This window comes from Nocardioides sp., assembly GCF_016462705.1.
GTDB lineage: Bacteria > Actinomycetota > Actinomycetes > Propionibacteriales > Nocardioidaceae > Nocardioides.
Window position 1 is genome coordinate 1 of the sequence record NZ_JAEMSS010000006.1, and the last position, 20,716, is coordinate 20,716.

The window sequence follows — 20,716 nt, forward strand, 5'->3', positions numbered from 1 at the left end:
CCCCCGCCCGGTCCCCGTCGCCAGGCCGTCCGCGTCGCCGCTGGTCGTGCCAGGTCCTGACAAGGAGACCCACCTCGCGGTCATGAGCGGCTTCGAGCGCCGCGGGATGTGGGTCGTGCCGGAGCGGATGACCGTCGTCGCGTTCTGGGGCGGCGCCGAGCTCGACCTGCGGCAGGCCAGGTTCGCGGCGCAGGAGTGCGTCATCACGATCAACGCGGTCATGGGCGGCGCCCAGGTGATCGTGCCTCCGCACGTCAACGTGCGGATGGAGGGGACGGGGATCATGGGCGGCTACTCCGGCCCGTCGGGCCTCGTGGACCCGCAGCTGACGGCCGACTCTCCCACGGTCCGGATCCGCGGCGTCGCGATCATGGGCGGCGTCAACGTGGAGCGCAAGCACGGCTAGTCGGCAGCTGCACCGCTGAGTCGGCCCAGAAGCGGGTAACGGATCGTCAATCGATCCAAACGCGCCGAGCGGGAGTCCGGGGGGCAGGGGTGGACAGAACCAGTCGGCAACGACTAGATGTGATGGGCAGCACCTATCGGGAGGGGCGCCCATGACGAAGCCGCACGCTAGGACCACAGCTCGCCGAGCCGGGGCCCTGGCTGCCGCCCTGGTGGTGGGCGCCACGGGCCTGACCGCCTGCTCGGACGAGTCCGGCAAGCCCACCCTCAACTGGTACGTCAACCCCGATGGGGTGGACACGCTCACGGCGCTCGCCGAGTCGTGCAGCACCGACGACTACGACATCGAGATCCAGCTGTTGCCGTCAGGCGCGACCGACCAGCGCACCCAGCTCGCCCGCCGGCTCGCCGCCGAGGACTCCTCCACGGACCTCATGAGCCTCGACCCCGTCTTCGTCGCGGAGTTCGCCAACGCCGACTGGCTGGAGCGACTGCCGGACGAGGCGGCCAGCGCGGCGACCGACGACGACGTCCTCGAGGGCGCCGCCGAGACCGTCACCTGGGACGACGGGGTCTACGCCTTCCCGCAGTGGGCCAACACCCAGGTGCTCTGGTTCCGCAAGTCCCTCGCGGAGGCGGCCGGGCTCGACATGACGCAGCCGGTGACCTGGGAGCAGGTCATCGATGCCGCGGCTGACAACGGTGGCACCGTCGGGGTCCAGGCGAACAAGTACGAGGCCTACGTCGTGTGGATCAACGCGCTGATCCAGGGGGCCGGCGGCCAGGTCATCTCCGACAACGAGGCCGGCAAGGACGCCAAGATCGAGATCGACTCCGACGCCGGTCGCGAGGCGGCCGCCGTGATCGAGAAGCTGGCCGGGTCGGAGGCCGCGCAGGCGGACCTCACCACCTCCAACGAAGGCACCAGCCTGGGCCAGATGTTCGGAGGGCCCGGAGAGTTCATGGTCAACTGGACCTTCGTCTACCAGAACTACAAGGGCCTCATCGAGTCCGGTGACATCACCGAGGAGGAGTTCGCCGATCTCGGGTGGGCCCGCTACCCGGCCACCGTCGAGGGCGAGGAGTCGAAGCCGCCGATCGGCGGGATCGACATCGGCGTGGGCGCCTACTCCAAGCACCCCGACTTCGCGCTCGAGGCGGCCGCGTGCGTGACGTCGGCGGAGGCCCAGGTCGACCTGGCCGTCAACGAGGGGCTGATGCCGTCGCGCACCTCGGCCTACGAGTCGCCCGAGCTGGCGGAGGCCTATCCGGCCGACCTGCTGGACCTGTTCAGCCAGAGCGTGGACAGCGGCGGCCCGCGGCCCAAGAGCGCCTACTACGCCACCATCTCGGCGGCCATCCAGAGCGTGTGGCACGCCCCGACGTCGGTCGATCCGGACCAGACGCCCGAGGAGTCGGCGGCGTTCCTCCGCGAAGTTCTCGACGGGAAGGCACTGCTGTGACGACGACGGTGGTGGCACCACGGACCGAGCGGCAGCAGAAGCCCGAGGTCAGCGACCGGGCGAAGGCGGAGACCCGTCTGGGCCAGAAGCTGGTGGCTCCGGCCATCGTGCTCATGCTCGTGGTGACGGCGTTCCCCATGCTGCGCGCGCTCTACCTGTCGCTCTTCAACTACTCGCTGACCGCACCCGAGGACCGGGAGTTCGTCGGTCTGAGCAACTACGCGACGGCGCTGACCGACCCGCTGTTCTGGAAGACGACCGGTGTGACGGTGCTCTACATGCTGGTCACGGTGGGTGTGGAGCTGGTGATCGGGTTCGTGTTCGCGATGGTGATGCACCGCGTGATCTTCGCCCGCGGGGTGATCCGGACCTCGATCCTGATCCCCTACGGGATCATCACCGTGGTCTCCGGCTTCGCGTGGCAGTTCGCCTTCAGCTTCCAGAACGGCTTCGTCAACGGCTGGCTGCCGTTCCTCGACACCGACTTCAACTGGTTCGGGGACACCACCCCGGCGGTGATCGCGATCATGGTCTCGGAGATCTGGAAGACGACGCCGTTCATGTCCCTGCTGCTCCTCGCCGGCCTGGCGCAGGTGTCCGAGGACATGATCGAGGCGGCCAAGGTGGACGGCGCGACCTGGTGGCAACGCCTCTGGAAGGTGGTCCTGCCGAACATGCGGGCGGCCATCATGGTCGCGGTGCTGTTCAGGGCGCTGGACGCCTACCGGATCTTCGACAACATCTTCGTGATGACGGCCGGCGCCGTGAACACCGAGTCGATCTCGTTCCTGACCTACCGCCAGACCATCGAGCAGTTCCAGCTGGGGATCGGCTCAGCGCTCTCGGTGCTGCTGTTCCTGTCGGTGCTGGTCATCGCGTGGCTGATCGTCAAGTTGTTCAAGGTCGACCTGGCCTCGGCACGGCAGGAGGGCTGACATGCGCAAGGTCGGGACACTCATCGGGTGCGCGCTCATCCTCGTGTGGTGCCTGCTGCCGGTGGTGTGGATCATCTCGTTGTCGTTCAAGTCGCAGACGGCTATCACCAACGGCAGCCCGGGGTTCTTCCCGGCGTCCGGTGACAGCGCCGGGTGGCAGAACTACCAGGACGTCCTGGACAACGAGCAGTTCCGCAGGGCCATCTTCAACTCCATCGGAATCAGCCTCATCGCCACGCTGCTCTCGGTCGTCATCGCCACCCTGGCGGCCTACGCGATCGCGCGGCTCGAGTTCCAGGGCAAGCGGTTCGTGCTGACCACGGCGCTGGCCATCGCGATGTTCCCGGTCGTCTCGCTGGTGGGCCCGCTGTTCGACATGTGGCGGGCGTTCGGGCTCTACGACACCTGGCCGGGACTGATCATCCCGTACATGTCCTTCACGCTGCCGCTGGCGATCTGGACGCTGTCGGCGTTCTTCCGGGAGATCCCCTGGGAGATGGAGCAGGCGGCGCAGGTCGACGGAGCGACCTCGTGGCAGGCGTTCCGCAAGGTGATCGTCCCGCTGGCGGCGCCAGGGGTGTTCACCGCGGCGATCCTCACGTTCTTCTTCGCCTGGAACGACTTCGTCTTCGGCATCTCGCTGACCTCGACCGAGCGCGCCCGTCCGATCCCAGCCGCGCTGTCGTTCTTCGTCGGCTCCGACCCGTTCAACCGGCCCGCCTCGCTCCTGGCCGCGGGAGCGGTCGTGTCCACGATCCCGATCATCATCATCGTCCTGATTTTCCAGCGCAAGATCGTTGCCGGGCTGACCTCCGGCGCAGTGAAGGGTTGACCCATGGCTGCCATCGAGATGAAGAACATCGTCAAGAAGTACGGGGACGGCTTCCCGGCTGTCAACGACGTCAGCATCCACGTCGCGGACGGCGAGTTCGTGATCCTCGTCGGTCCGTCGGGGTGCGGGAAGTCGACCCTGCTGCGGATGATCGTCGGGCTGGAGGACATCACCGAGGGGGAGATGATCATCGGCGGCAAGGTCGTCAACGACCTCGCGCCGCGAGACCGCAACCTGGCGATGGTCTTCCAGAACTACGCCCTCTACCCGCACCTGAGCGTCTACGAGAACATCGCGTTCCCGCTCCGGCTGGCCAAGGTCGACGACAAGACGGTCGACGAGAAGGTCCGCGAGGCGTCCAAGACCCTCGAGCTCGACGAGCACCTCGAGCGCAAGCCGGGCAACCTCTCGGGTGGCCAGCGTCAGCGGGTCGCGATGGGCCGGGCGATCGTGCGCGACGCCGATGCCTTCCTCTTCGACGAGCCGCTGTCCAACCTGGACGCCAAGCTCCGTGGCCAGATGCGCAGCGAGATCGCGCGGCTGCAGAAGAAGCTGGGGATCACGACGGTCTACGTCACCCACGACCAGACCGAGGCGATGACCCTGGGCGACCGGGTCGCAGTGCTCAAGCGAGGCCTGCTCCAGCAGCTCGCCACGCCGCGCGAGCTCTACAACAACCCCGGCAACCTCTTCGTCGCCGGGTTCATCGGCTCGCCGCCCATGAACTTCCTGCCCGCGACGGTGGAGGGCACGACCGTGGAGCTGCCGTTCGGCAAGGTCGAGATCCCGGCGGACAAGGCGGAGAAGGCGGCGGGGAAGGGCCTGCTGATCGCCGGCATCCGGCCCGAGGCCTTCGAGGACGCCTCCGTGGTCGACACGAGCTCGTCCCGTACGGGCTCGACGTTCACGGCGACCGTCGACGTCGTCGAGTGGCTGGGCAACGAGGCCTACGCCTACATCCCCTTCGAGGCGCCGCCCGAGGTGCGCGAGCAGCTCGAGCAGCTCGAGCGTGACCTGGACGGCGAGACGCTGCGCACCCAGCTCGTCATCGGCCTGTCCGGCACCACCAAGATCGCCGAGGGTGACGAGGCCGAGATCTGGGTGGACACGTCCAAGATGCACCTCTTCGACCCGTCCACGGGGGAGAACCTCACGGTCGACCTGGACGACGCCGGCGAGATCCCCGCCAACGCCGCGAAGCAGCCCGCCACCGCCTGACCACGGTTCTACGCCCGGCGACCCGGCGGCGGCCCCGTGGTGCCCCGGCCGACGAGCCGGGTCTCGAGGATGACCTGCCGCGGCTGCCAGTTCTCTCCCGAGGCCTTCGCGCCCAGGGCCGCCAGCACCTGCTGGGCGGCCACCCGGCCCTGCTCCTGGACCGGTTGGGCCACCGTCGTGAGGTCGAAGAAGTCGGCCAGCTCGTGGTCGTCGACGCCGACGACGGAGAGATCCTCCGGAACGCGCAGCCCGAGGTCGCGGGCGGCGCGCAACACCCCGAACGCCATCTCGTCGGAGGCCGCGAACACCGCCGTCGGGCGGTCGGGCCGGTCGAGCAGTGACCGTCCCGCAGCCGTGCCGCCGGCGATCGTGAAGCTGCCGTCGCGCTCGAGGGTGGGGTCGGGAGTCAGCCCGGCATCCAGCAACGTGTCGCGGAAGCCGGACAGCCGGTCGGCCGGGGCGGAGAAGTCCAGGACACCCTCGGTCGCCCCGCCGACGTAGGCGACCCGCTGGTGGCCGAGGTCGATCAGGTGCTGGATCGCGGACCGGGCCGCGGCCCGGTCGTCGATCCGGACGGTCGCCCAGCCGGGCACGTCCGCACCGACGAAGGTCACCGGCCGGGCCAACCGGTCGAGGCGGGCCAGCTCATCGGTGGTCGGCCGCAGGCTCAGCACCAGCACGGCGTCCACGCGCTTGGTGAGCAGGTCCGTGTCGAAGACCCGGTGCCTGGCCGCGGTCGACCCGGCGAGGTTGTAGAGGAGCAGGTCGTAGTCGCGGCCGCTCAACACCTCCTCGGCGCCGTGGACGACCGAGGAGAAGAACCACCTGGTCACGTAGGGGACGACGACGGCGACGGTCCGGGTCTGGCCGCTGGCCAGCCGTACGGCGGTGGGGGAGGGCGCGTAGCCCAGTCGGAGCGCGGCCTCCAGGACGATGGCACGTGTCTCCTCGGTGACGCCGGGGAGCCCACGGAGGGCGCGCGAGACGGTGGCCGTGGACATCTCGACCTCGCGGGCGACGTCCTTGATCCCGGTCATCGTCGGCACTCACTACGGTGATCCGTATGCCACGTCATCTTCCCGGTCCGTCCACACTCGCCTTCGGGGTCGCGACCGCGGCCTACCAGATCGAAGGGGCGACTCAGGAGGACGGCCGCGGCCCCTCGATCTGGGACACCTTCGCCGCTAGGCCGGGGACGGTCCGCGACGGCAAGGACGGGTCGGTGGCCTGCGACTCGTACCACCGGTTCGACGAGGACCTGGACCTGGTGTCGGGGCTCGGGGTGGACTGGTACCGCTTCTCGATCGCCTGGCCGCGCGTCCTCCCCGAGGGCGCCGGCCAAGTGGAGCCCCGCGGACTCGACTACTACGACCGGCTCGTCGACGCCAGCCTGGCCCGGGGGCTGTCGCCCATGGCGACCCTCTACCACTGGGACCTGCCACAGGCGCTCGAGGATCGCGACGGCTGGCTCAACCGGGACACGGCCGAGGCGTTCGCCGACTACGCCATGGTCGTCCACGAACGGCTCGGCGACCGCGTCCAGGTGTGGTCCACGCACAACGAGCCGTGGTGCGCGGCCTACCTCGGCTACGCCGCGGGTGTGCACGCCCCCGGCCGCAAGGAAGGTGGCGCCGGGCACCGCGCCGCCCACCACCTCCTGCTCGGCCACGGCCTCGCGGCCGGCCGACTGCACGAGGCCGGGGTCGAGGACCTGGGCATCGTGCTCAACCTGGCGCCGTTCTGGCCGGAGACGCCGGAGGCGGAGGAGGTGACCGACGGCATCGACGCGATCCGCAACCGGGTCTGGCTGGGCCCCTTGGTCGACGGCGCCTACGACGACGGGCTCCTGGCGGTCGCCCCCGAGCTCGCCGACCCACAGCTCGTCCGCGACGGTGACCTCGAGATGATCCGCGGGTCGGCCGACTGGCTGGGGATCAACTACTACACGCCGTTCCACACGACGTTGGCGGATCCCTCGGTCGCGCGCCACCCCGAGCTCGACGCCTATCCGGGGGCCGGCGCCGTCTCGTTCGTGGTCCGCGAGCCGCGCACCGACATCGGGTGGGAGGTCGACGCGAACGGTCTGGAGGAGCTGTTGGTCGACACCCACCGGCGTACCGGGCTGCCGCTCCTCGTGACCGAGAACGGTGCCGCCTACCCCGACGACCGCACCGTCGACGGGACCGTCGACGACCAGGACCGGATCGGCTACCTCCGTGACCACATCGCCGCGACCGACCGGGCGCGGGCCGCCGGTGCCGACGTCCGCGCCTACGTCGTCTGGACGCTGCTGGACAACTTCGAGTGGGCCGAGGGCTACACCAAGACCTTCGGCGTCGTCCATGTCGATGCCGAGGACCAGACGCGTACCCCGAAGGCTTCCTACCGCTGGCTCGTCGATCATCTCGCCGCCCGGTAGGTCCCGCGCAGCACGGTCCTAGCCCTTGACGCTTCCGGCCAGCAGCCCACGGACGAAGTAGCGCTGCAGGGACAGGAAGACGACCAGCGGGACGACCAAGGAGACGAAGGCGCCGGCCGACAGCAGGTGCCAGTCCTGGCCGCGAGTGCCCGACAGCTCCGCCAGCCGGACCGTCAGCGGTGACACGTCGAGGCTGCCGCCACCGAAGACCAGGGCCACGAGCAGGTCGTTCCACACCCACAGGAACTGGAAGATGCCGAACGCCGCGATGGCGGGCGTCATCAGCGGCAGCATGATCCTGGAGAAGATCTGCACGTGTCCGGCCCCGTCCACGCGGGCGGACTCGATCAGCTCCCCCGGGATCTGGGACATGAAGTTGTGCAGCAGGTAGATCGCCAGGGGCAGGGCGAAGATCGAGTGCGACAGCCAGATCGTGTAGAACCCACCGCCCGGTGCGTCGCCGCCGGCGAGCGGCTGCAGGTTGAACGGCGGCTGCACGTAGAGCTTCAGCAGCGGGATCATCGTCACCTGGATCGGCACGATCTGGAGCGCGAAGACAGCCACGAACAGGAAGTCCCGCCCGGGGAACTTGATCCAGGCGAACGCGTAGGCCGCCAGCACCGCCAGGCAGATCGGGATGATCACCGACGGGATGGTGATCACGATCGAGTTGACGAAGTAGGTCGCCAGGTCGGTGTCGGTGCCGTTGAGCACCTGGTCGTAGTTGTCCCACGTGAAGCTGGGGTCGGTGAAGATGTTCCACCACCCGTTGCTCTTGACGTCGTCCTCGGGCCGGAACGACGAGATGAGCAGGCCCGCCGTGGGCACCGTCCAGAGGACGGCGATGACCACCGCGAACAGCGACGCCCACGGCGAGCTGAGCTTCTGCCGGGCCTGCGAGGACGCCGTCTGCTTGGCGACGACGTGCTCGACCGGGAGGTCTGTGGCGGCGGTCATCGGGCCTCCAGCTTTCGCATCTGACGGACGTTGTAGATGACGATGGGCATCACGAGCACGAAGATGAGCACGGCCAGGGCAGCACCGAGTCCCGCGTTGTTGGAGCGGAAGCTCTGCACGTAGAACTCGTAGGCCAGGACGCTCGTGTCGAAGTTGCCGCCCGTCGCGGTGCGGACGATGTCGAAGACCTTCAGCGTGGTGATGCTGATGGTGGTCACCACGACGATCAGCGACGGTCTGATGCTCGGCACCGTGATGTAGCGGAACATCCGCAGCCCGCCGACCCCGTCCAGCTTGGCGGCCTCGACGATGTCCTCGGGGATCGCCTTGATGGAGGCCGAGAGGATCGTCATCGCGAAGCCGGCCTGGACCCAGATCATGATCACGATCAGGAACAGGTTGTTCCACGGCTCGGTGAGCAGGAACTGGTAGGTGTCGAACCCCAGGGACTTGAGGACCTGGTTGGCCAGCCCGATCTGGGAGTTCTCCGCGTCGCGGTAGTCGTAGACGAACTTCCAGATGATCGACGCGCCCACCAGCGAGATCGCCATCGGCAGGAAGATCAGGCCCTTGGCGAACTTCTCGAACCTGGACCGGTCGACCAGGACCGCGTAGACCAGGCCGACGAACGTGGACACGATCGGGACGAGAGCCACCCACAGCGCGGTGTTGCGGAGCACCTTGATCTGCTCGGAGTTGGTGAACACGGTCTGGTAGTTGTCGAAGCCGACGAACCCGCTGCTCGTGTTGTCGCGGAAGGACTGGTAGATCGTGTTGATCGCCGGGTAGAGCAGCCCGAGCGCGATCAGCGCGATGGCGGGCAGCACGAAGGCGACGAACTGGAGCCGCTCGCCGTTGCGCGACCGGAACCGCGAGGTGAGCAGCAGGATCAGGGCGACGACCCCGAAGAAGACGGCGATGCAGATCAGGAGCTGGACGAACTTCTCACCCGTGGACATGTGGCACTCCCATCGGACGCTGACAGATGGTGGCAGGCGGTGGCACGCCGGGACATGGATCCCGAGGGGCCCCGGCCGGTCGACGACCGGCCGGGGCCCGGGTCAGGCTGCGATCAGGAGGAGGGCCAGGAGTCCTCGATCTGGCTGAGGACGGTCTCGCTGTCCTCGCCGGTGATCCAGGCGGTCATCCCCTTCCAGAAGGAGTTGGCGCCCACCTCGCCCGGCATCTGGTCCGAACCGTCGAAGCGGAAGACCGCCTCGGGGTCCTGCAGGATCTCACCGGACAGCTGGTCGATCGGGCTGACCAGGTTGGCGACGTCGAGACCCGTGTTGGCGCTGACCCAGCCGCCGGCCGGCGTGTTCTTGGCCTTCTCGTTGGCCCACACGTCGGTCGAGAGGTAGGTCTGCAGCGCCGCGACCTCGGGTGCGTCGGAGAACGCGGTGGTGAACTCGCCGCCACCCAGGACCGGGCGACCGAACTCGTCGCTCACGGTCGGCAGGTAGAACGCGAACGCGTCGCCGTCCTCGGCCACGACGGTGCCCTCCGGCCAGTTCGCGGCGTAGAAGCCGGCCTGCCGGTGCATCGCGCACTTGCCGTCCAGGATCGGCAGGCCGCCGTCCTGGAACGCCGTCGTCGCGATCGACTTGACGTCGCCGATGCCGCCGTTGACGTACTCGTCGTTCTTGAGGATCTCGCCGACCTGGTCGAGACCCTCGACGACCTGCGGGTCGTTGAACGGGATCTCGTGGTTGACCCAGTCGTCGTAGGCGTCCGGGCCGGCCGTGCGCAGCAGCACGTCCTCGAGCCAGTCGGTGGCCGGCCAGCCGGTCGCCTCACCGGACTCGATGCCGGCGCACCACGGCTTGATGCCGGCGGCCGCGATCGTGTCGGAGAGCGCGATCATGTCGTCCCAGGTCTCGGGGACGGTCCAGCCGTTCTCGCTGAACATCGTGGGCGAGTACCAGACGAACGACTTCACGTTCGCACCGAGCGGGGCGGCGTAGAGGGTGTCGTCCACGCTGCCGTAGGCACGCCAGTCCTCGCCGAAGAACTCGTCGACGTTGTCCGAGACCGTGTCGGGAGCCTCGACCACCTTGCCGGTCGCGACGAGGGTCTTGAGCAGGCCGGGCTGGGGGACGAACGCGATGTCCGGCGGGTTGCCCGCCTGGACGCGCACGGGCAGCTGGGCCTCGAACTCCTTGGAGCCCTCGTACTTGACCTCGGCGCCGGTGCAGGTCGTGAACAGCTTGTAGGAGTCGATCTGCGGCTTGTCCTCCGGCGCGACGATGGAGGTGTAGACGCCCACCTCGCGACCCGAGAGGTCTCCGAACTCGGCCAGCTGCTCGAGGTCTTCGCACTCGGCCTTGTCCTCGCCGGGCCACGTGCCTCCGGCGGCCTCGCCGCCCTCGTCGTCGTCGGCGCAGCCGGCCAGGACCAGTCCCGCGCTCACTGCCGCGGCGACCAGGGCCATCCGGCGCCTGTTGCGTAATGCCATGCCAGGTCCTCTCTAGGTTTCAGCAAGGTTTCCAGGACCGATGAAAACGTTTACATGGACTGTGGTCAATGAATGCCCGCATCACGATCTGGTAACGCAGGTCACAGTGTTCGGGTCGCGGACGTTTGCAGCGCCACCCCGTTCCGCCGGTGCCGGACCTATGCGTAGGGTGACCCGCGTCACTTCACAACGGATCGTCCGGCACGTTCCTGCCGGTGAAGGGAGCACATCAACATGGCCACAGTGACGTTCGAGAAGGCACAGCGCTGGTATCCGGGGTCGGACAAGCCCGCGGTGCCCGGCATCGACCTCGAGATCGGCGACGGGGAGTTCATGGTCCTCGTCGGTCCCTCGGGGTGCGGCAAGTCGACCACGCTCAGGATGCTCGCGGGGCTGGAGGAGGTGAACTCCGGCAAGGTCTTCATCGGCGACCGGGACGTGACCGACCTCCCGCCGAAGGACCGCGACATCGCGATGGTCTTCCAGAACTACGCGCTCTACCCGCACATGTCCGTGGCCGACAACATGGCCTTCGCGCTCAAGATGGCCAAGGTCCCCGAGAGCGAGCGCAAGAAGCGGGTCGCCGACGCGGCCAAGATCCTCGGCCTGACCGAGTACCTCGACCGCAAGCCCAAGGCGCTGTCCGGGGGTCAGCGGCAGCGCGTCGCCATGGGTCGCGCCATCGTCCGGTCGCCTCAGGTGTTCTGCATGGACGAGCCGCTCTCCAACCTGGACGCCAAGATGCGGGTGGCGACCCGCACCGACATCGCCAAGCTCCAGGCCGACCTCGGCGTCACCACCGTCTACGTCACCCACGACCAGATCGAGGCGATGACGATGGGCGACCGGGTGGCGGTCATGAAGGACGGCGTCCTGCAGCAGGTCGACAGCCCGCTGCGCCTCTACGACCGGCCCGTCAACCTGTTCGTCGCCGGGTTCATCGGCTCACCGCAGATGAACCTGCTGGAGGCGACCTCCAAGGACGGGAAGGCGCAGATCGGCGGCTACCTGGTGCCCGTCGACCCCGCGGCGTCCCAGCAGCTGGGACAGCACCACCGGATCACCGTCGGCGTCCGTCCGGAGGCGTGGCGGCTCGTGTCCGCGAACGAGGGCGGCCTGCCGGTGGCGGTGACCGTGGTCGAGGAGCTCGGCGCGGACAGCTATGTCTACGGCACCTGCGACGTCGAGGGCACACCGTCCAACGTGATCGTCCGGCTCAGCGGCCGGGACACGGCGTCGAAGGGCGACACGATCTACGTGACGACCGACCCGGGCAACGTGCACGTGTTCGACACCGAGACGGGCGAGCGACTGTCGGAGTGATCGACTGATCGACCGAAGTGTGGTGTCGCCGAGTCGGCGGTACTGCGGCCCCGGGCCGAAGGCCCCACTGCTGCCGTAGCGCCGACTCGGCGCACGCGGCACCCCGCTGCGCCTGGCTGGGGACGCAGCCCACACGTGCATCAGGCCCGGTCCGCGTTCCTCCGGATCGCGCTCGCGAACGTGTCGAAGAGGTCCGGGGGCAGGTCGTGCCCCATGCCGTCGATGAGCAGCAGCTCGGCGCCGGGGATCGCGGCCGCGGTGGCGCGCCCGCCGGAGACGTGCACCATCTTGTCGGCGAGCCCGTGCACGACCAGGGTGGGCATCCGCAGCGCCCGGAGCCGGGGTCCGCGGTTGGGCTGGGTGACGACCGCCAGCATGTGGCGCAGGGTGCCGCTGCCGCTGATGCCGCGGTCCCAGGTCTCGGCGGCCCGGGCGCGCACCTTCTCCTCGCTCTGCGGGTAGCCGGGAGAGCCGATCCGGTTCCAGACGACCACCGTGGAGTCGAGGTAGTCCTGGCGTGTGCCTCGCTTCGCCAGCAGGTTGGGGAAGAGGCTGGGGTGCTGCCAGCCGACGGTGCGGCGGCCGGTCGTGGACATGATGCTGGTCAGCGACCGCACCCGGCCCGGCTGCACGATGGCCATCGTCTGGGCGATCATCCCGCCCATCGACACGCCGACCACGTGGGCGGACTCGAGCCCGAGGTGGTCCAGCAGCCCGAACGCGTCGTCGGACAGCGCGTCCAGCGTGTAGGGGACCTTGACCCGGCGGCCGGCGAACGCGCTCACCAGCATCGCCCGGGTCACCCGCCCCCGGCCCCGGCTGGAGCGACCGGTGTCCCGGTTGTCGTAGCGCACGACGTAGAAGCCGCGCTCGGCGAGCATGGTGCAGAGCTCGGTGTCCCACCAGTTCATGGGGCCGCCCAGGCCCATGACGAGCAGCAACGGGTCGTCGTCGGGGTCGCCGAACGTCTGGTAGCAGAGCTCGATGCCGTCGCCCACCGGGGCGAACAGCTCGTCGGAGACCGCCACGGTGGCCGGAGAGCCATGGATCGACTGGTCCATACCCGTAGTCAACCGCAGGGATGGATGTCCCACGCTCCCGGGTTACCTCCCCTTAACCTGCTGGACGGGGAAGGAGGTCGTATGGACGACCAGCTGGAGGGTTCGACGCTCGGTTCCTTCCTCCTGCCCCACGGTTTCCGCAGACCCGCGGTCCGCGCCGTGATCCGGGAGGGCCGGGTCGTGGCCGAGGCCGGCCGGTACGCCCTGGCGGCGCGCGCCGAGCGCCGCCACGGCCGCGAGTCGTCGTACCTCCAGCGCGCCAGCGTCCGTCAAGGGCCCCGTGGCGGCGACCCGGTGCTGCTGGTGCCGGGCTTCATGGCCGGTGACTACACGCTCGCCGCGATGGCGAGGAGCCTGCGCCGGCGCGGCTACCGGACCTACCGCTCGCACATCGCCGCCAACGTGGGCTGCACGCTCGACGCGGCTGCCGCTCTCGAGGCCCGGATCGAGGCGATCGCCATCCGGCGCGGGACCCGGGTCAGCATCGTCGGGCACAGCCTCGGCGGCATGCTCGCTCGCGGACTCGCCGTACGGCGCCCGGACCTGGTCGCGGGGATCGTCACCATGGGCAGCCCGATGCTGGCCCCCGGTGCCCATCACGTCGGCCTGACGGCCGGCGTGGAGGCGTTGGTGCGGCTGAGCCGGGCGGGACTCCCCGGGCTGATGTCGGCGGAGTGCGTCGCGGGCGCCTGCGCGCGGCAGAGCTTCGAGGAGAGCCGGGAGCCGATGCCCACGGAGGTGGCCTTCACCGCCGTCTACTCCAAGCGCGACGGCATCGTCGACTGGCGGGCCTGTGTAGACCCCGAGGCCCGGGCGGTCGAGGTGACGGCGTCGCACGTCGGGATGGCCCTCGACCCGGCGGTCATCGACCAGGTCAGCCGGGCGCTCGCCCTCCAGGACGGCCGCGGGTCCGCGTACCGGCCGGGGAGAGGCTCAGCTCTCGAAGTCGACAGCGGCGAAAGCGCGTAGCTTCGAGAGCTGGTGCTCGGAGCGGATCGACCGGATGGTGCCGCTGCGCGACCGCATGACCAGCGAGTCGGTGGTGCAGCCTCCGGGCCGGTAGCGCACGCCGTGCATGAGGTCGCCGTCGGTGATCCCGGTCGCCACGAAGAAGCAGTCGTCGCCGGTGACCAGCTGGTCGGTCGTGAGCACGGCGTCGGGGCTCAGGTCGTGGCCCGCGTCCAGGGCGCGCTGCCGCTCCTCGTCGTCGGTCGGCCACAGCTGGCCCTGGATGACGCCGTCCATGCACTTCATCGCGCAGGCCGCGATGATCCCCTCGGGGGTCCCGCCGATGCCGAGGAGGAGGTCGACGCCGCTCCCGGGCCGAGCTGCCGAGATGGCGCCCGCGACGTCGCCGTCGACGATGAACTTGATCCGCGCTCCGGTGGCCCGGATCTCGTCGACCAGTCCCTGGTGCCGGGGGCGGTCCAGCAGGACGACCGTCACGTCGGAGGGCTTGGTGCCCTTCGCCTTGGCCACCTGGTGGATGTTCTCGGCCACGGGGTAGCGGATGTCCACGACGTCGGCGGCCTCGGGGCCGGTGACCAGCTTGCGCATGTAGAAGACGGCCGAGGGGTCGTACATCGAGCCGCGCGGTGACACCGCGAGCACGGCGACGGCGTTGCTCATCCCCTTGGCGGTCAGGGTCGTGCCGTCGATCGGGTCGACCGCGACGTCGCACTCTGGACCGGTGCCGTCGCCGACCTGCTCGCCGTTGTAGAGCATCGGGGCGTTGTCCTTCTCGCCCTCGCCGATCACGACGGTGCCGTTCATCCCGATCGTCGAGATCATGACCCGCATCGCGTTGACCGCGACCGCGTCGGCGCCGTTCTTGTCGCCCCTGCCCACCCAGCGGGCCGCGGCCATGGCCGCCGCCTCGGTCACCCGTACCAGCTCGAGAGCGAGGTTGCGGTCCGGCGACGCCGCCGCGACAGCCAGGTCGGGTGCGAGGGGCGGGGGTGGGGATCCGCTCTCGGTCATGCCCCAACCCTAGTGCCCCACCTCCTGCAGTGATCTCGCCCCGAGGGCTGAAAGGATGGGTCGCGTGAGTGAACTCGAGGACGAGAGCCCGCGCGAGGAGCCGTCCCGCTACAGCCGGACCACCAACGGCTTGCTCGCGTCCCTGATCGTCACGGTCCTCGCGGTCGGGGCGTTCGTCGTGTTCCGCGAGGCGTTCCGCGACCAGCCCGTGGTCACGCGCGACGCCGTCGACTACCTCGGCACCGTCGAGGACGCGCAGGCGGGCGGGGTGGAGCTCGTCTACCCGAAGAACCTGCCCGACGGCTGGATCGCCACCAGCATCGACTTCGTGCCCGGCGAGCGTCCGGCCTGGGGGATCGGCATGCTCACCGCGGACGGCCGGTACGTCGGTCTGCGGCAGGAGGACGCCGATGTCGACGAGCTCGTCGCCAGCTACGTCGACGAGAACGCCGAGCCCGGCGACGAGAGCGGTGTCGAGAGCGGCCTCACCGCCGGACCCTGGCAGACCTGGGCCGACACCGGCGGGGACCTCGCGTACTCCACGACGCTCACCGGCGGACAGGCCAGCACGATGGGGGAGACCCTGCTGGTCTACGGCTCCGCCAGCCGCGACGACCAGGAGCAGCTGATCGGGCTGCTCACGACCGCCGAGATCGATTGAATACCCTCGTGAGCTTCGGCCCCAGGCCATGACGACGCTCGCTGCGCTCGCCGGCTCCGCCGTCGCCACGGCCGCGGGGCCGATCACGACGCGCGCGCGCTTCGCGCGCAACGCTCGCCTCGGTCGCCTCGCTCCCTCGCTCGCAACGGCGACCTGGCTCGCCTCGCGCAGTCGCGGCGGGAGTCAGTCTTCGTCGTCGTTGCCCTGAGCGGCGTCCAGCCGCTTCCGGACCCCGTCGAGCCACTGCTGGCAGACCGTCGCCAGGTGCTCGCCGCGCTCCCACAGCGCCAGCGACTCCTCCAGCGTGATGCCGCCGGCCTCGAGCCGCCGCACGGTCTCGACCAGCTCCTCCCGGGCCGTCTCGTAGGAGAGACCCTCGCCGTCGGTCTCGGTCGTCTTGTCAGCCATCGCTCTCCTCGAGCAGCTCGGTGCGGGTCGTGCCGGTGGTGACCGCGTGGACGCGTCCGTCGGCCACGCGCACGCTGATCGACGCTTCGGGCGGGACGCCCGCGACCGACGTGACCACGTGCCCGTCGGCGTCCTCGAGCACGGCGTAACCACGTTGGAGGGTGGCGAGCGGCGACAGCGCGCGGGCCCGGGCGCGCTGGTGCGCGACGTCGTCCTGCGCCCGGTCCAGCCGGTGGCCGAGCGTGCGTCGCGCCCGGCCGACCAGGTCGCGCACCTCCTCGGCACGCTCGTCGAGCAGGACCCGCGGGTCGCCCAGAACCGGTCGCGAGCGCAGGGCGTCGAGACCGGCCTGCTCGCGCGCCAGCCAGCCACCGAGCGTGTGCCGCAGCCGATGCCGGGCCGCATCGACCAGGCGCAGCTCCTCGGCGACGTCGGGGACGACGAGCTTGGCCGCGTCGGTCGGGGTCGACGCGCGGACGTCGGCGACCAGGTCGAGCAGCGGCTGGTCCTGCTCGTGGCCGATCGCGGAGACGACCGGGGTGCGGAGCCGGTGGACCGCCCGGATCAGCCCCTCGTCGGAGAACGGCAGCAGGTCCTCGACCGACCCGCCACCCCTGGTGACCACGATGACGTCGACGTCGGGGTGGCGCTCGAGCCGGCTCAGGGCCTCCATCACCTCCCCGGCGGCACGCTGCCCCTGCATCGTGGCGTAGGCGACCTCGAAGGCGACGTTGGGCCACCGGCGGCGGGCGTTGTCGAGCACGTCCCGCTCCGCCGCGGACTCGGGCGCGGTCACCAGCCCGACCCGGCGCGGGAGGAACGGCAGGGCGCGCTTGAGCTCGCGGGCGAACAGCCCCTCGGCCGCCAGCAGCTGCCGACGCTGCTCGAGCCGGGCCAGCAGCTCGCCGAGCCCGACCATCCGGATCTCCCGGACGGCGAGCGAGAACGAGCCGCGGTTGGCGTAGTAGGACGGCTTGGCCAGCACGACGACGCTCGCGCCCTCGACCAGCGGCGTCGCGAGGCTGTCGACCCGGTCGCGCGGGACGGTCAGGGGCACCGAGATGTCGGCCACCGAGTCGCGCAGCGTCATGAACACCGTCTGGATGCCCGGCCTGCGGTTGATCTGGGCGATCTGGCCCTCGACCCAGACCGCGCCCAGGCGGTCGACGTACTGGGAGACCAGGTTGGCGATCTGGCGCACCGGTGCCGGTGAGCTCGCGCTGGTCTCGAGGGGCATGCGCTGGACTTTAGGGCGTCCTACCGACCGCCCATACGATGGTCGTATGACCACCGACGTCGGGATGCCCCGCGTGCTCGCCCCGGACGAGGCCGAGCGCGCCGTGCTGCTGGCGGCGCCGCGCGGCTACTGCGCCGGCGTCGACCGGGCGGTCGTCACCGTGGAGAAGGCGCTCGACCTCTACGGCGCCCCCGTCTACGTCCGCAAGCAGATCGTCCACAACAAGCACGTGGTGGCCGACCTGGAGTCCCGCGGGGCGATCTTCGTCGAGGAGCTCGACGAGGTCCCGGCCGGGGAGACGGTGGTGTTCTCCGCGCACGGCGTCTCTCCCGCCGTCCACCAGCAGGCCGAGGAACGCGGGCTCAAGACCATCGACGCGACCTGCCCGCTGGTGACCAAGGTCCACCACGAGGCCAGGCGGTTCGCCTCCGACGACTACGACATCCTGCTGATCGGGCACGCCGGCCACGAGGAGGTCGAGGGCACGGCGGGCGAGGCCCCCGAGCACATCCAGCTCGTCGAGAGCCCCGCGGACGTGCCCGGCATCGTGGTGCGCGACCCCGCTCGCGTGGCCTGGCTCTCCCAGACGACCCTGTCCGTCGACGAGACGCTGGAGACGGTGGCCGCGATCCGCGAGCGGTTCCCGCTGCTGCTCGACCCGCCCAGCGACGACATCTGCTACGCCACCCAGAACCGCCAGCTGGCGATCAAGGAGATCTCCCGCGGCGCGGACCTGGTGATCGTGGTCGGCTCCGGCAACTCGTCCAACTCGGTCCGGCTGGTCGAGGTTGCCCTCGAGGCGGGCGCCAAGGCGTCCTACCGCGTCGACGACGCCTCCGAGATCGACGAGACCTGGCTCGACGGCGTCCGCACCGTCTCGGTCACGTCGGGTGCGAGCGTCCCGGAGTCCCTGGTCGACGAGGTGCTCGCCTACCTGGCCGATCGGGGCTACCCCGACGCCCAGGCGGTGCACAGCGCCGAGGAGTCACTGATCTTCGCGCTGCCCAAGGAGCTGCGCCGCGACCTCAAGGCTGCCGCGGCGCGGTAGCCGTCCTCGCCTAGCGACCCTTCTTCTTCTGGTTGCGAGGCCGCTTGGTCACCTTGAGGGGGGCCGCCTGCGCGGGAGCCTTCGGAGCAGGGGTCCGGGACACGGGAGGCTCGGCAGCTGGAGCCTTCGACCCGGAAGTCTCCGTCGGCGGCTTGGCGGGGGGAGTCTTCTTCGTCGCCTTCGTCGCCTTCTTCGCCTGGGCCTTCGCCTGGGCCTTCGGCTGGGCCTTCGGCTGGGCCTTCGGCGGGGTCCGCACCGGAGCAGGTGCCACCGGTGGTTCCGGCGCCAGGTTCTGCTCCCGGAACTCCAGGTCCTCCAGGTACGCCGGGCCGGCCGGCACCGGGTGCGGAGCCTCGTCGTCGGTGTCGGAGTGGGCGACCTTGCGGTCACGCCTGATCGAGATGACCACCTGGACCGCCAGGATGAGCAGCAGCAGGGCGACGCCGGCGACGAACCACCTGGCGTACGAACGCTCCTCGTCCTCGCCGCCCGCGGCCGCCCCCTCCTGCTCCAAGGTGGTGCTGTCGACGGTGAACGGCGGCGCGGAGGCGTCGGTGAGCAGCAGGTCGCCGGTGAGGGTGGACCACCCGTTGCTCACCAGGAAGTCGATGAGCTTGGTGGTCAGCGTCCGCGGTGCCGTCTGGCCGGTGGGCGACCAGCCGCCGATCATCAGGACCTGCCGGTCGGCCGAGTCCCGGGGGCCGATGGCCTCCATCACGGCGTACGGCTCCTGCGAGGTGACCTCGAAGGACGAGTCGGCCTGGTTCAGCAGCCTGATCGACGAGAGCCGGAGCGGCGCCTCGAGGCTGGTCGCGTCGGCTGTGGTCGCGCCGATCAGTACGCCGGACCGGTCGTCGGCGATGAACGCGTCCGCCGGGACGAGCTGGACGTCCAGGGGGAACGACGCGGCCGCCTGCAGCGACCCCACGACCCGGGCGAGCTCCTGGGCCGCCGCGAACCGCTGCGGCCCCTCGGTGCGGACCGCCACGGGCAGGCTGCCCTGGAGCACCTGGGGCCACAGCTGGAAGCCGCCGGTGTCGCCGGTGCCGGCGGTCGCCGTCAGCGTGGACCCCTCGGTGTCCAGGTCCACCTCGATCGGCGGCGAGCCGGGCGCGGCGCAGGGGAGCCCGTCGGGTGTCACGGCGCTGAGCACCAGCTGCAGCTCGTTGACCGAGCGCAGCTTGCCGGCAGGGATGAGGAAGTCCATCTCCAGCACGCCGGAGTCGTCGAGGGTCTTGGAGCCCACCAGCTCGCCGTTCATCCGGACGTCCAGCCGGGCCCGGTCGGGGTCGCTCACCGCGCTGTGCGCGCCCTGGAGGTGCACGTCGAGCTCCGAGACGGGCGAGGAGAAGGCGTCCTGCGGGATCTCCACGACCTGGGAGGTGAGCCCGTAGCCGGACAGGGCCACCTCGCCGGCGCCGACGTCGGCCAGGGTGCGCTCGAGCTCCGGCTCGCGGACGCCCAGCTCACCGCTGATGCCCTCGGCCTCGGGGTCGTTGACGAGCTGCAGCGTGTCGCCACCCGTGGTCAGGGCGAGGCCCCTGGCGGCGGCTCCCAGGTCCTCGCCGGTAGCGGCGATGGTGAGGACGGGCACGCCGACCTCCGGGGTGACCGCGACGTCGGTGGTGACCTCTCCCGGGCGGCCGACGGTCAGCACCACGACGCGCTGGGTCGCCACCGCGGTCGTCGGCGCGTCCGCGAGCGTCCCGAGCTCGATCTCGGTCCCCTCGGGGTAGCGGCTGCGCAGGGCGGCCACGGCGGCGATGCCGGCCTCGAGGAGGTCGTCGTCCGCGTCCGCGGCGATCAGGACGTCGATGCGGTTGCTGGACGCCGGGAAGAAGCCGGCCAGGCTGGTCGGGGCCTGCTCCTCGCCGGAGTAGGTGAGCGCGATCTTGCGCAGCGACGCCTCGCCCGCCGCGGGCCGGCAGACGCCGGCGATCGCCGGACCCTGCGAGGACATGGTGAGGCCGATCGTGCCGTCCGCGACGACGTCGGCGGCGGTGACCGGGATCCGCACCTTGGTGTACAGCGTGGAGTCGACGGTGCGGGCGACCCGGCCGTTGACCCGGAAGGTCACCACCCCGTTGTTGACCACCTCCGGCATGGTCAGCACGCCGGTGATCGCCCGCGGCACGACACCGGCGGGCACGGGAACGTCGAACCGGGTCGTGTTGACCGCTGCCGTCGACATGCTGCCGGGGACGGTCGTGTCCTTCGCCGCCGCCGGGGCGGTGCCGAGGACGACGCAGCCGGCCGCGAGGGCGAAGGCAGCTGTGAGACGGAGGGGTCGTCGCACGGGGTGGCTCCTGACGTG

Annotated in this window: 19 protein-coding genes; 10 read left to right on the forward strand and 9 right to left on the reverse strand. The window is 70.2% G+C overall.

What is annotated here, in order from left to right:
• The 5 genes from JHD21_RS01360 to ugpC (JHD21_RS01380) all read left to right on the forward strand — a co-directional run.
• Positions 1-406, forward strand: a 406-nt coding sequence (locus JHD21_RS01360; RefSeq protein ID WP_292671034.1) for a LiaF domain-containing protein, incomplete at its 5' end; no start/stop codon positions are given.
• A gap of 151 nt (positions 407-557) precedes the next feature.
• Positions 558-1,868, forward strand: coding sequence for an extracellular solute-binding protein (locus JHD21_RS01365; RefSeq protein ID WP_292671035.1), 1,311 nt, complete (start codon positions 558-560; stop codon positions 1,866-1,868).
• Positions 1,869-1,879: 11 nt separating this feature from the next.
• On the forward strand, positions 1,880-2,803 hold the full coding sequence (locus JHD21_RS01370; protein ID WP_292671037.1) for a sugar ABC transporter permease: 924 nt from the start codon (positions 1,880-1,882) through the stop codon (positions 2,801-2,803).
• Position 2,804: 1 nt separating this feature from the next.
• Positions 2,805-3,635, forward strand: a complete 831-nt coding sequence (locus JHD21_RS01375) for a carbohydrate ABC transporter permease (RefSeq protein WP_292671039.1) — start codon at positions 2,805-2,807, stop codon at positions 3,633-3,635.
• Between the two features lie 3 nt (positions 3,636-3,638).
• Positions 3,639-4,853: a sn-glycerol-3-phosphate ABC transporter ATP-binding protein UgpC gene (ugpC, locus tag JHD21_RS01380; protein WP_292671041.1), complete on the forward strand. Its 1,215-nt coding sequence runs from the start codon at positions 3,639-3,641 to the stop codon at positions 4,851-4,853.
• A gap of 8 nt (positions 4,854-4,861) precedes the next feature.
• Here the strand turns inward: ugpC (JHD21_RS01380) and JHD21_RS01385 are convergent, their stop codons facing one another.
• The gene (locus JHD21_RS01385; protein ID WP_292671043.1) at positions 4,862-5,890 is read right to left on the reverse strand and encodes a LacI family DNA-binding transcriptional regulator; all 1,029 of its coding nucleotides are present in this window, start codon (positions 5,888-5,890) and stop codon (positions 4,862-4,864) included.
• Between the two features lie 26 nt (positions 5,891-5,916).
• Here JHD21_RS01385 and JHD21_RS01390 point away from each other — a divergent pair, with 26 nt between their 5' ends.
• Entirely contained in the window at positions 5,917-7,272 is a 1,356-nt protein-coding gene (locus JHD21_RS01390) for a GH1 family beta-glucosidase (protein ID WP_292671045.1), read from the forward strand.
• 18 nt (positions 7,273-7,290) lie between these two features.
• On the opposite strand, the gene JHD21_RS01395 is transcribed toward JHD21_RS01390, so the two are convergent.
• From JHD21_RS01395 to JHD21_RS01405, 3 genes are all read right to left on the reverse strand, one after another.
• Complete coding sequence (locus JHD21_RS01395; protein WP_292671047.1) at positions 7,291-8,229, reverse strand: carbohydrate ABC transporter permease; 939 nt, start codon at positions 8,227-8,229, stop codon at positions 7,291-7,293.
• The gene (locus JHD21_RS01400; protein ID WP_292671049.1) at positions 8,226-9,188 is read right to left on the reverse strand and encodes a sugar ABC transporter permease; all 963 of its coding nucleotides are present in this window, start codon (positions 9,186-9,188) and stop codon (positions 8,226-8,228) included. Before JHD21_RS01400 ends, JHD21_RS01395 begins: the two co-directional genes overlap by 4 nt.
• Before the next feature lie 113 nt (positions 9,189-9,301).
• On the reverse strand, positions 9,302-10,684 hold the full coding sequence (locus JHD21_RS01405; RefSeq protein ID WP_292671051.1) for an ABC transporter substrate-binding protein: 1,383 nt from the start codon (positions 10,682-10,684) through the stop codon (positions 9,302-9,304).
• Positions 10,685-10,918: 234 nt separating this feature from the next.
• Here JHD21_RS01405 and ugpC (JHD21_RS01410) point away from each other — a divergent pair, with 234 nt between their 5' ends.
• Entirely contained in the window at positions 10,919-12,007 is a 1,089-nt protein-coding gene (ugpC, locus tag JHD21_RS01410) for a sn-glycerol-3-phosphate ABC transporter ATP-binding protein UgpC (RefSeq protein ID WP_292671052.1), read from the forward strand.
• 140 nt (positions 12,008-12,147) lie between these two features.
• Here ugpC (JHD21_RS01410) and JHD21_RS01415 read toward each other — a convergent pair whose 3' ends face one another.
• Positions 12,148-13,068 (reverse strand): alpha/beta hydrolase, encoded by a 921-nt coding sequence (locus JHD21_RS01415; protein WP_292671054.1) that lies wholly within the window; start codon positions 13,066-13,068, stop codon positions 12,148-12,150.
• 81 nt (positions 13,069-13,149) lie between these two features.
• Here JHD21_RS01415 and JHD21_RS01420 point away from each other — a divergent pair, with 81 nt between their 5' ends.
• Positions 13,150-14,037 (forward strand): alpha/beta fold hydrolase, encoded by an 888-nt coding sequence (locus JHD21_RS01420; RefSeq protein ID WP_292671056.1) that lies wholly within the window; start codon positions 13,150-13,152, stop codon positions 14,035-14,037.
• Here the strand turns inward: JHD21_RS01420 and glpX are convergent.
• On the reverse strand, positions 14,002-15,048 hold the full coding sequence (gene glpX, locus JHD21_RS01425; RefSeq protein ID WP_292671058.1) for a class II fructose-bisphosphatase: 1,047 nt from the start codon (positions 15,046-15,048) through the stop codon (positions 14,002-14,004). The two genes, JHD21_RS01420 and glpX, sit on opposite strands and share 36 nt — an antisense overlap.
• A gap of 64 nt (positions 15,049-15,112) precedes the next feature.
• Between glpX and JHD21_RS01430 the strand changes: the two genes are divergently transcribed.
• Positions 15,113-15,709 carry a DUF4245 domain-containing protein gene (locus tag JHD21_RS01430; RefSeq protein ID WP_292671059.1) on the forward strand — a complete coding sequence of 199 codons (597 nt, stop codon included), beginning with the start codon at positions 15,113-15,115 and terminating at the stop codon, positions 15,707-15,709.
• A gap of 183 nt (positions 15,710-15,892) precedes the next feature.
• Here JHD21_RS01430 and JHD21_RS01435 read toward each other — a convergent pair whose 3' ends face one another.
• Together JHD21_RS01435 and xseA are read right to left on the reverse strand one after the other, a co-directional pair.
• Positions 15,893-16,117, reverse strand: coding sequence for an exodeoxyribonuclease VII small subunit (locus JHD21_RS01435; protein WP_292671061.1), 225 nt, complete (start codon positions 16,115-16,117; stop codon positions 15,893-15,895).
• The gene (xseA, locus tag JHD21_RS01440; RefSeq protein WP_292671063.1) at positions 16,110-17,354 is read right to left on the reverse strand and encodes an exodeoxyribonuclease VII large subunit; all 1,245 of its coding nucleotides are present in this window, start codon (positions 17,352-17,354) and stop codon (positions 16,110-16,112) included. Before xseA ends, JHD21_RS01435 begins: the two co-directional genes overlap by 8 nt.
• Before the next feature lie 46 nt (positions 17,355-17,400).
• On the opposite strand from xseA, the gene JHD21_RS01445 reads away from it, so the two are divergent.
• Positions 17,401-18,402 (forward strand): 4-hydroxy-3-methylbut-2-enyl diphosphate reductase, encoded by a 1,002-nt coding sequence (locus JHD21_RS01445; protein WP_365695314.1) that lies wholly within the window; start codon positions 17,401-17,403, stop codon positions 18,400-18,402.
• 10 nt (positions 18,403-18,412) lie between these two features.
• Here JHD21_RS01445 and JHD21_RS01450 read toward each other — a convergent pair whose 3' ends face one another.
• The gene (locus JHD21_RS01450; RefSeq protein WP_292671065.1) at positions 18,413-20,698 is read right to left on the reverse strand and encodes a cellulose biosynthesis cyclic di-GMP-binding regulatory protein BcsB; all 2,286 of its coding nucleotides are present in this window, start codon (positions 20,696-20,698) and stop codon (positions 18,413-18,415) included.
• Between the last annotated feature and the right edge of the window lie 18 nt (positions 20,699-20,716).

Coding starts and splice junctions, on each gene's coding strand:
- JHD21_RS01365 (WP_292671035.1), top strand. CDS start 558: ATGACGAAGCCGCACGCTAGGACCACAGCTCGCCGAGCCGGGGCCCTG.
- JHD21_RS01375 (WP_292671039.1), top strand. CDS start 2,805: ATGCGCAAGGTCGGGACACTCATCGGGTGCGCGCTCATCCTCGTGTGG.
- ugpC (WP_292671041.1), top strand. CDS start 3,639: ATGGCTGCCATCGAGATGAAGAACATCGTCAAGAAGTACGGGGACGGC.
- JHD21_RS01385 (WP_292671043.1), bottom strand. CDS start 5,890: ATGACCGGGATCAAGGACGTCGCCCGCGAGGTCGAGATGTCCACGGCC.
- JHD21_RS01390 (WP_292671045.1), top strand. CDS start 5,917: ATGCCACGTCATCTTCCCGGTCCGTCCACACTCGCCTTCGGGGTCGCG.
- JHD21_RS01395 (WP_292671047.1), bottom strand. CDS start 8,229: ATGACCGCCGCCACAGACCTCCCGGTCGAGCACGTCGTCGCCAAGCAG.
- JHD21_RS01400 (WP_292671049.1), bottom strand. CDS start 9,188: ATGTCCACGGGTGAGAAGTTCGTCCAGCTCCTGATCTGCATCGCCGTC.
- JHD21_RS01405 (WP_292671051.1), bottom strand. CDS start 10,684: ATGGCATTACGCAACAGGCGCCGGATGGCCCTGGTCGCCGCGGCAGTG.
- ugpC (WP_292671052.1), top strand. CDS start 10,919: ATGGCCACAGTGACGTTCGAGAAGGCACAGCGCTGGTATCCGGGGTCG.
- JHD21_RS01415 (WP_292671054.1), bottom strand. CDS start 13,068: ATGGACCAGTCGATCCATGGCTCTCCGGCCACCGTGGCGGTCTCCGAC.
- JHD21_RS01420 (WP_292671056.1), top strand. CDS start 13,150: ATGGACGACCAGCTGGAGGGTTCGACGCTCGGTTCCTTCCTCCTGCCC.
- glpX (WP_292671058.1), bottom strand. CDS start 15,048: ATGACCGAGAGCGGATCCCCACCCCCGCCCCTCGCACCCGACCTGGCT.
- JHD21_RS01435 (WP_292671061.1), bottom strand. CDS start 16,117: ATGGCTGACAAGACGACCGAGACCGACGGCGAGGGTCTCTCCTACGAG.
- xseA (WP_292671063.1), bottom strand. CDS start 17,354: ATGCCCCTCGAGACCAGCGCGAGCTCACCGGCACCGGTGCGCCAGATC.
- JHD21_RS01445 (WP_365695314.1), top strand. CDS start 17,401: ATGACCACCGACGTCGGGATGCCCCGCGTGCTCGCCCCGGACGAGGCC.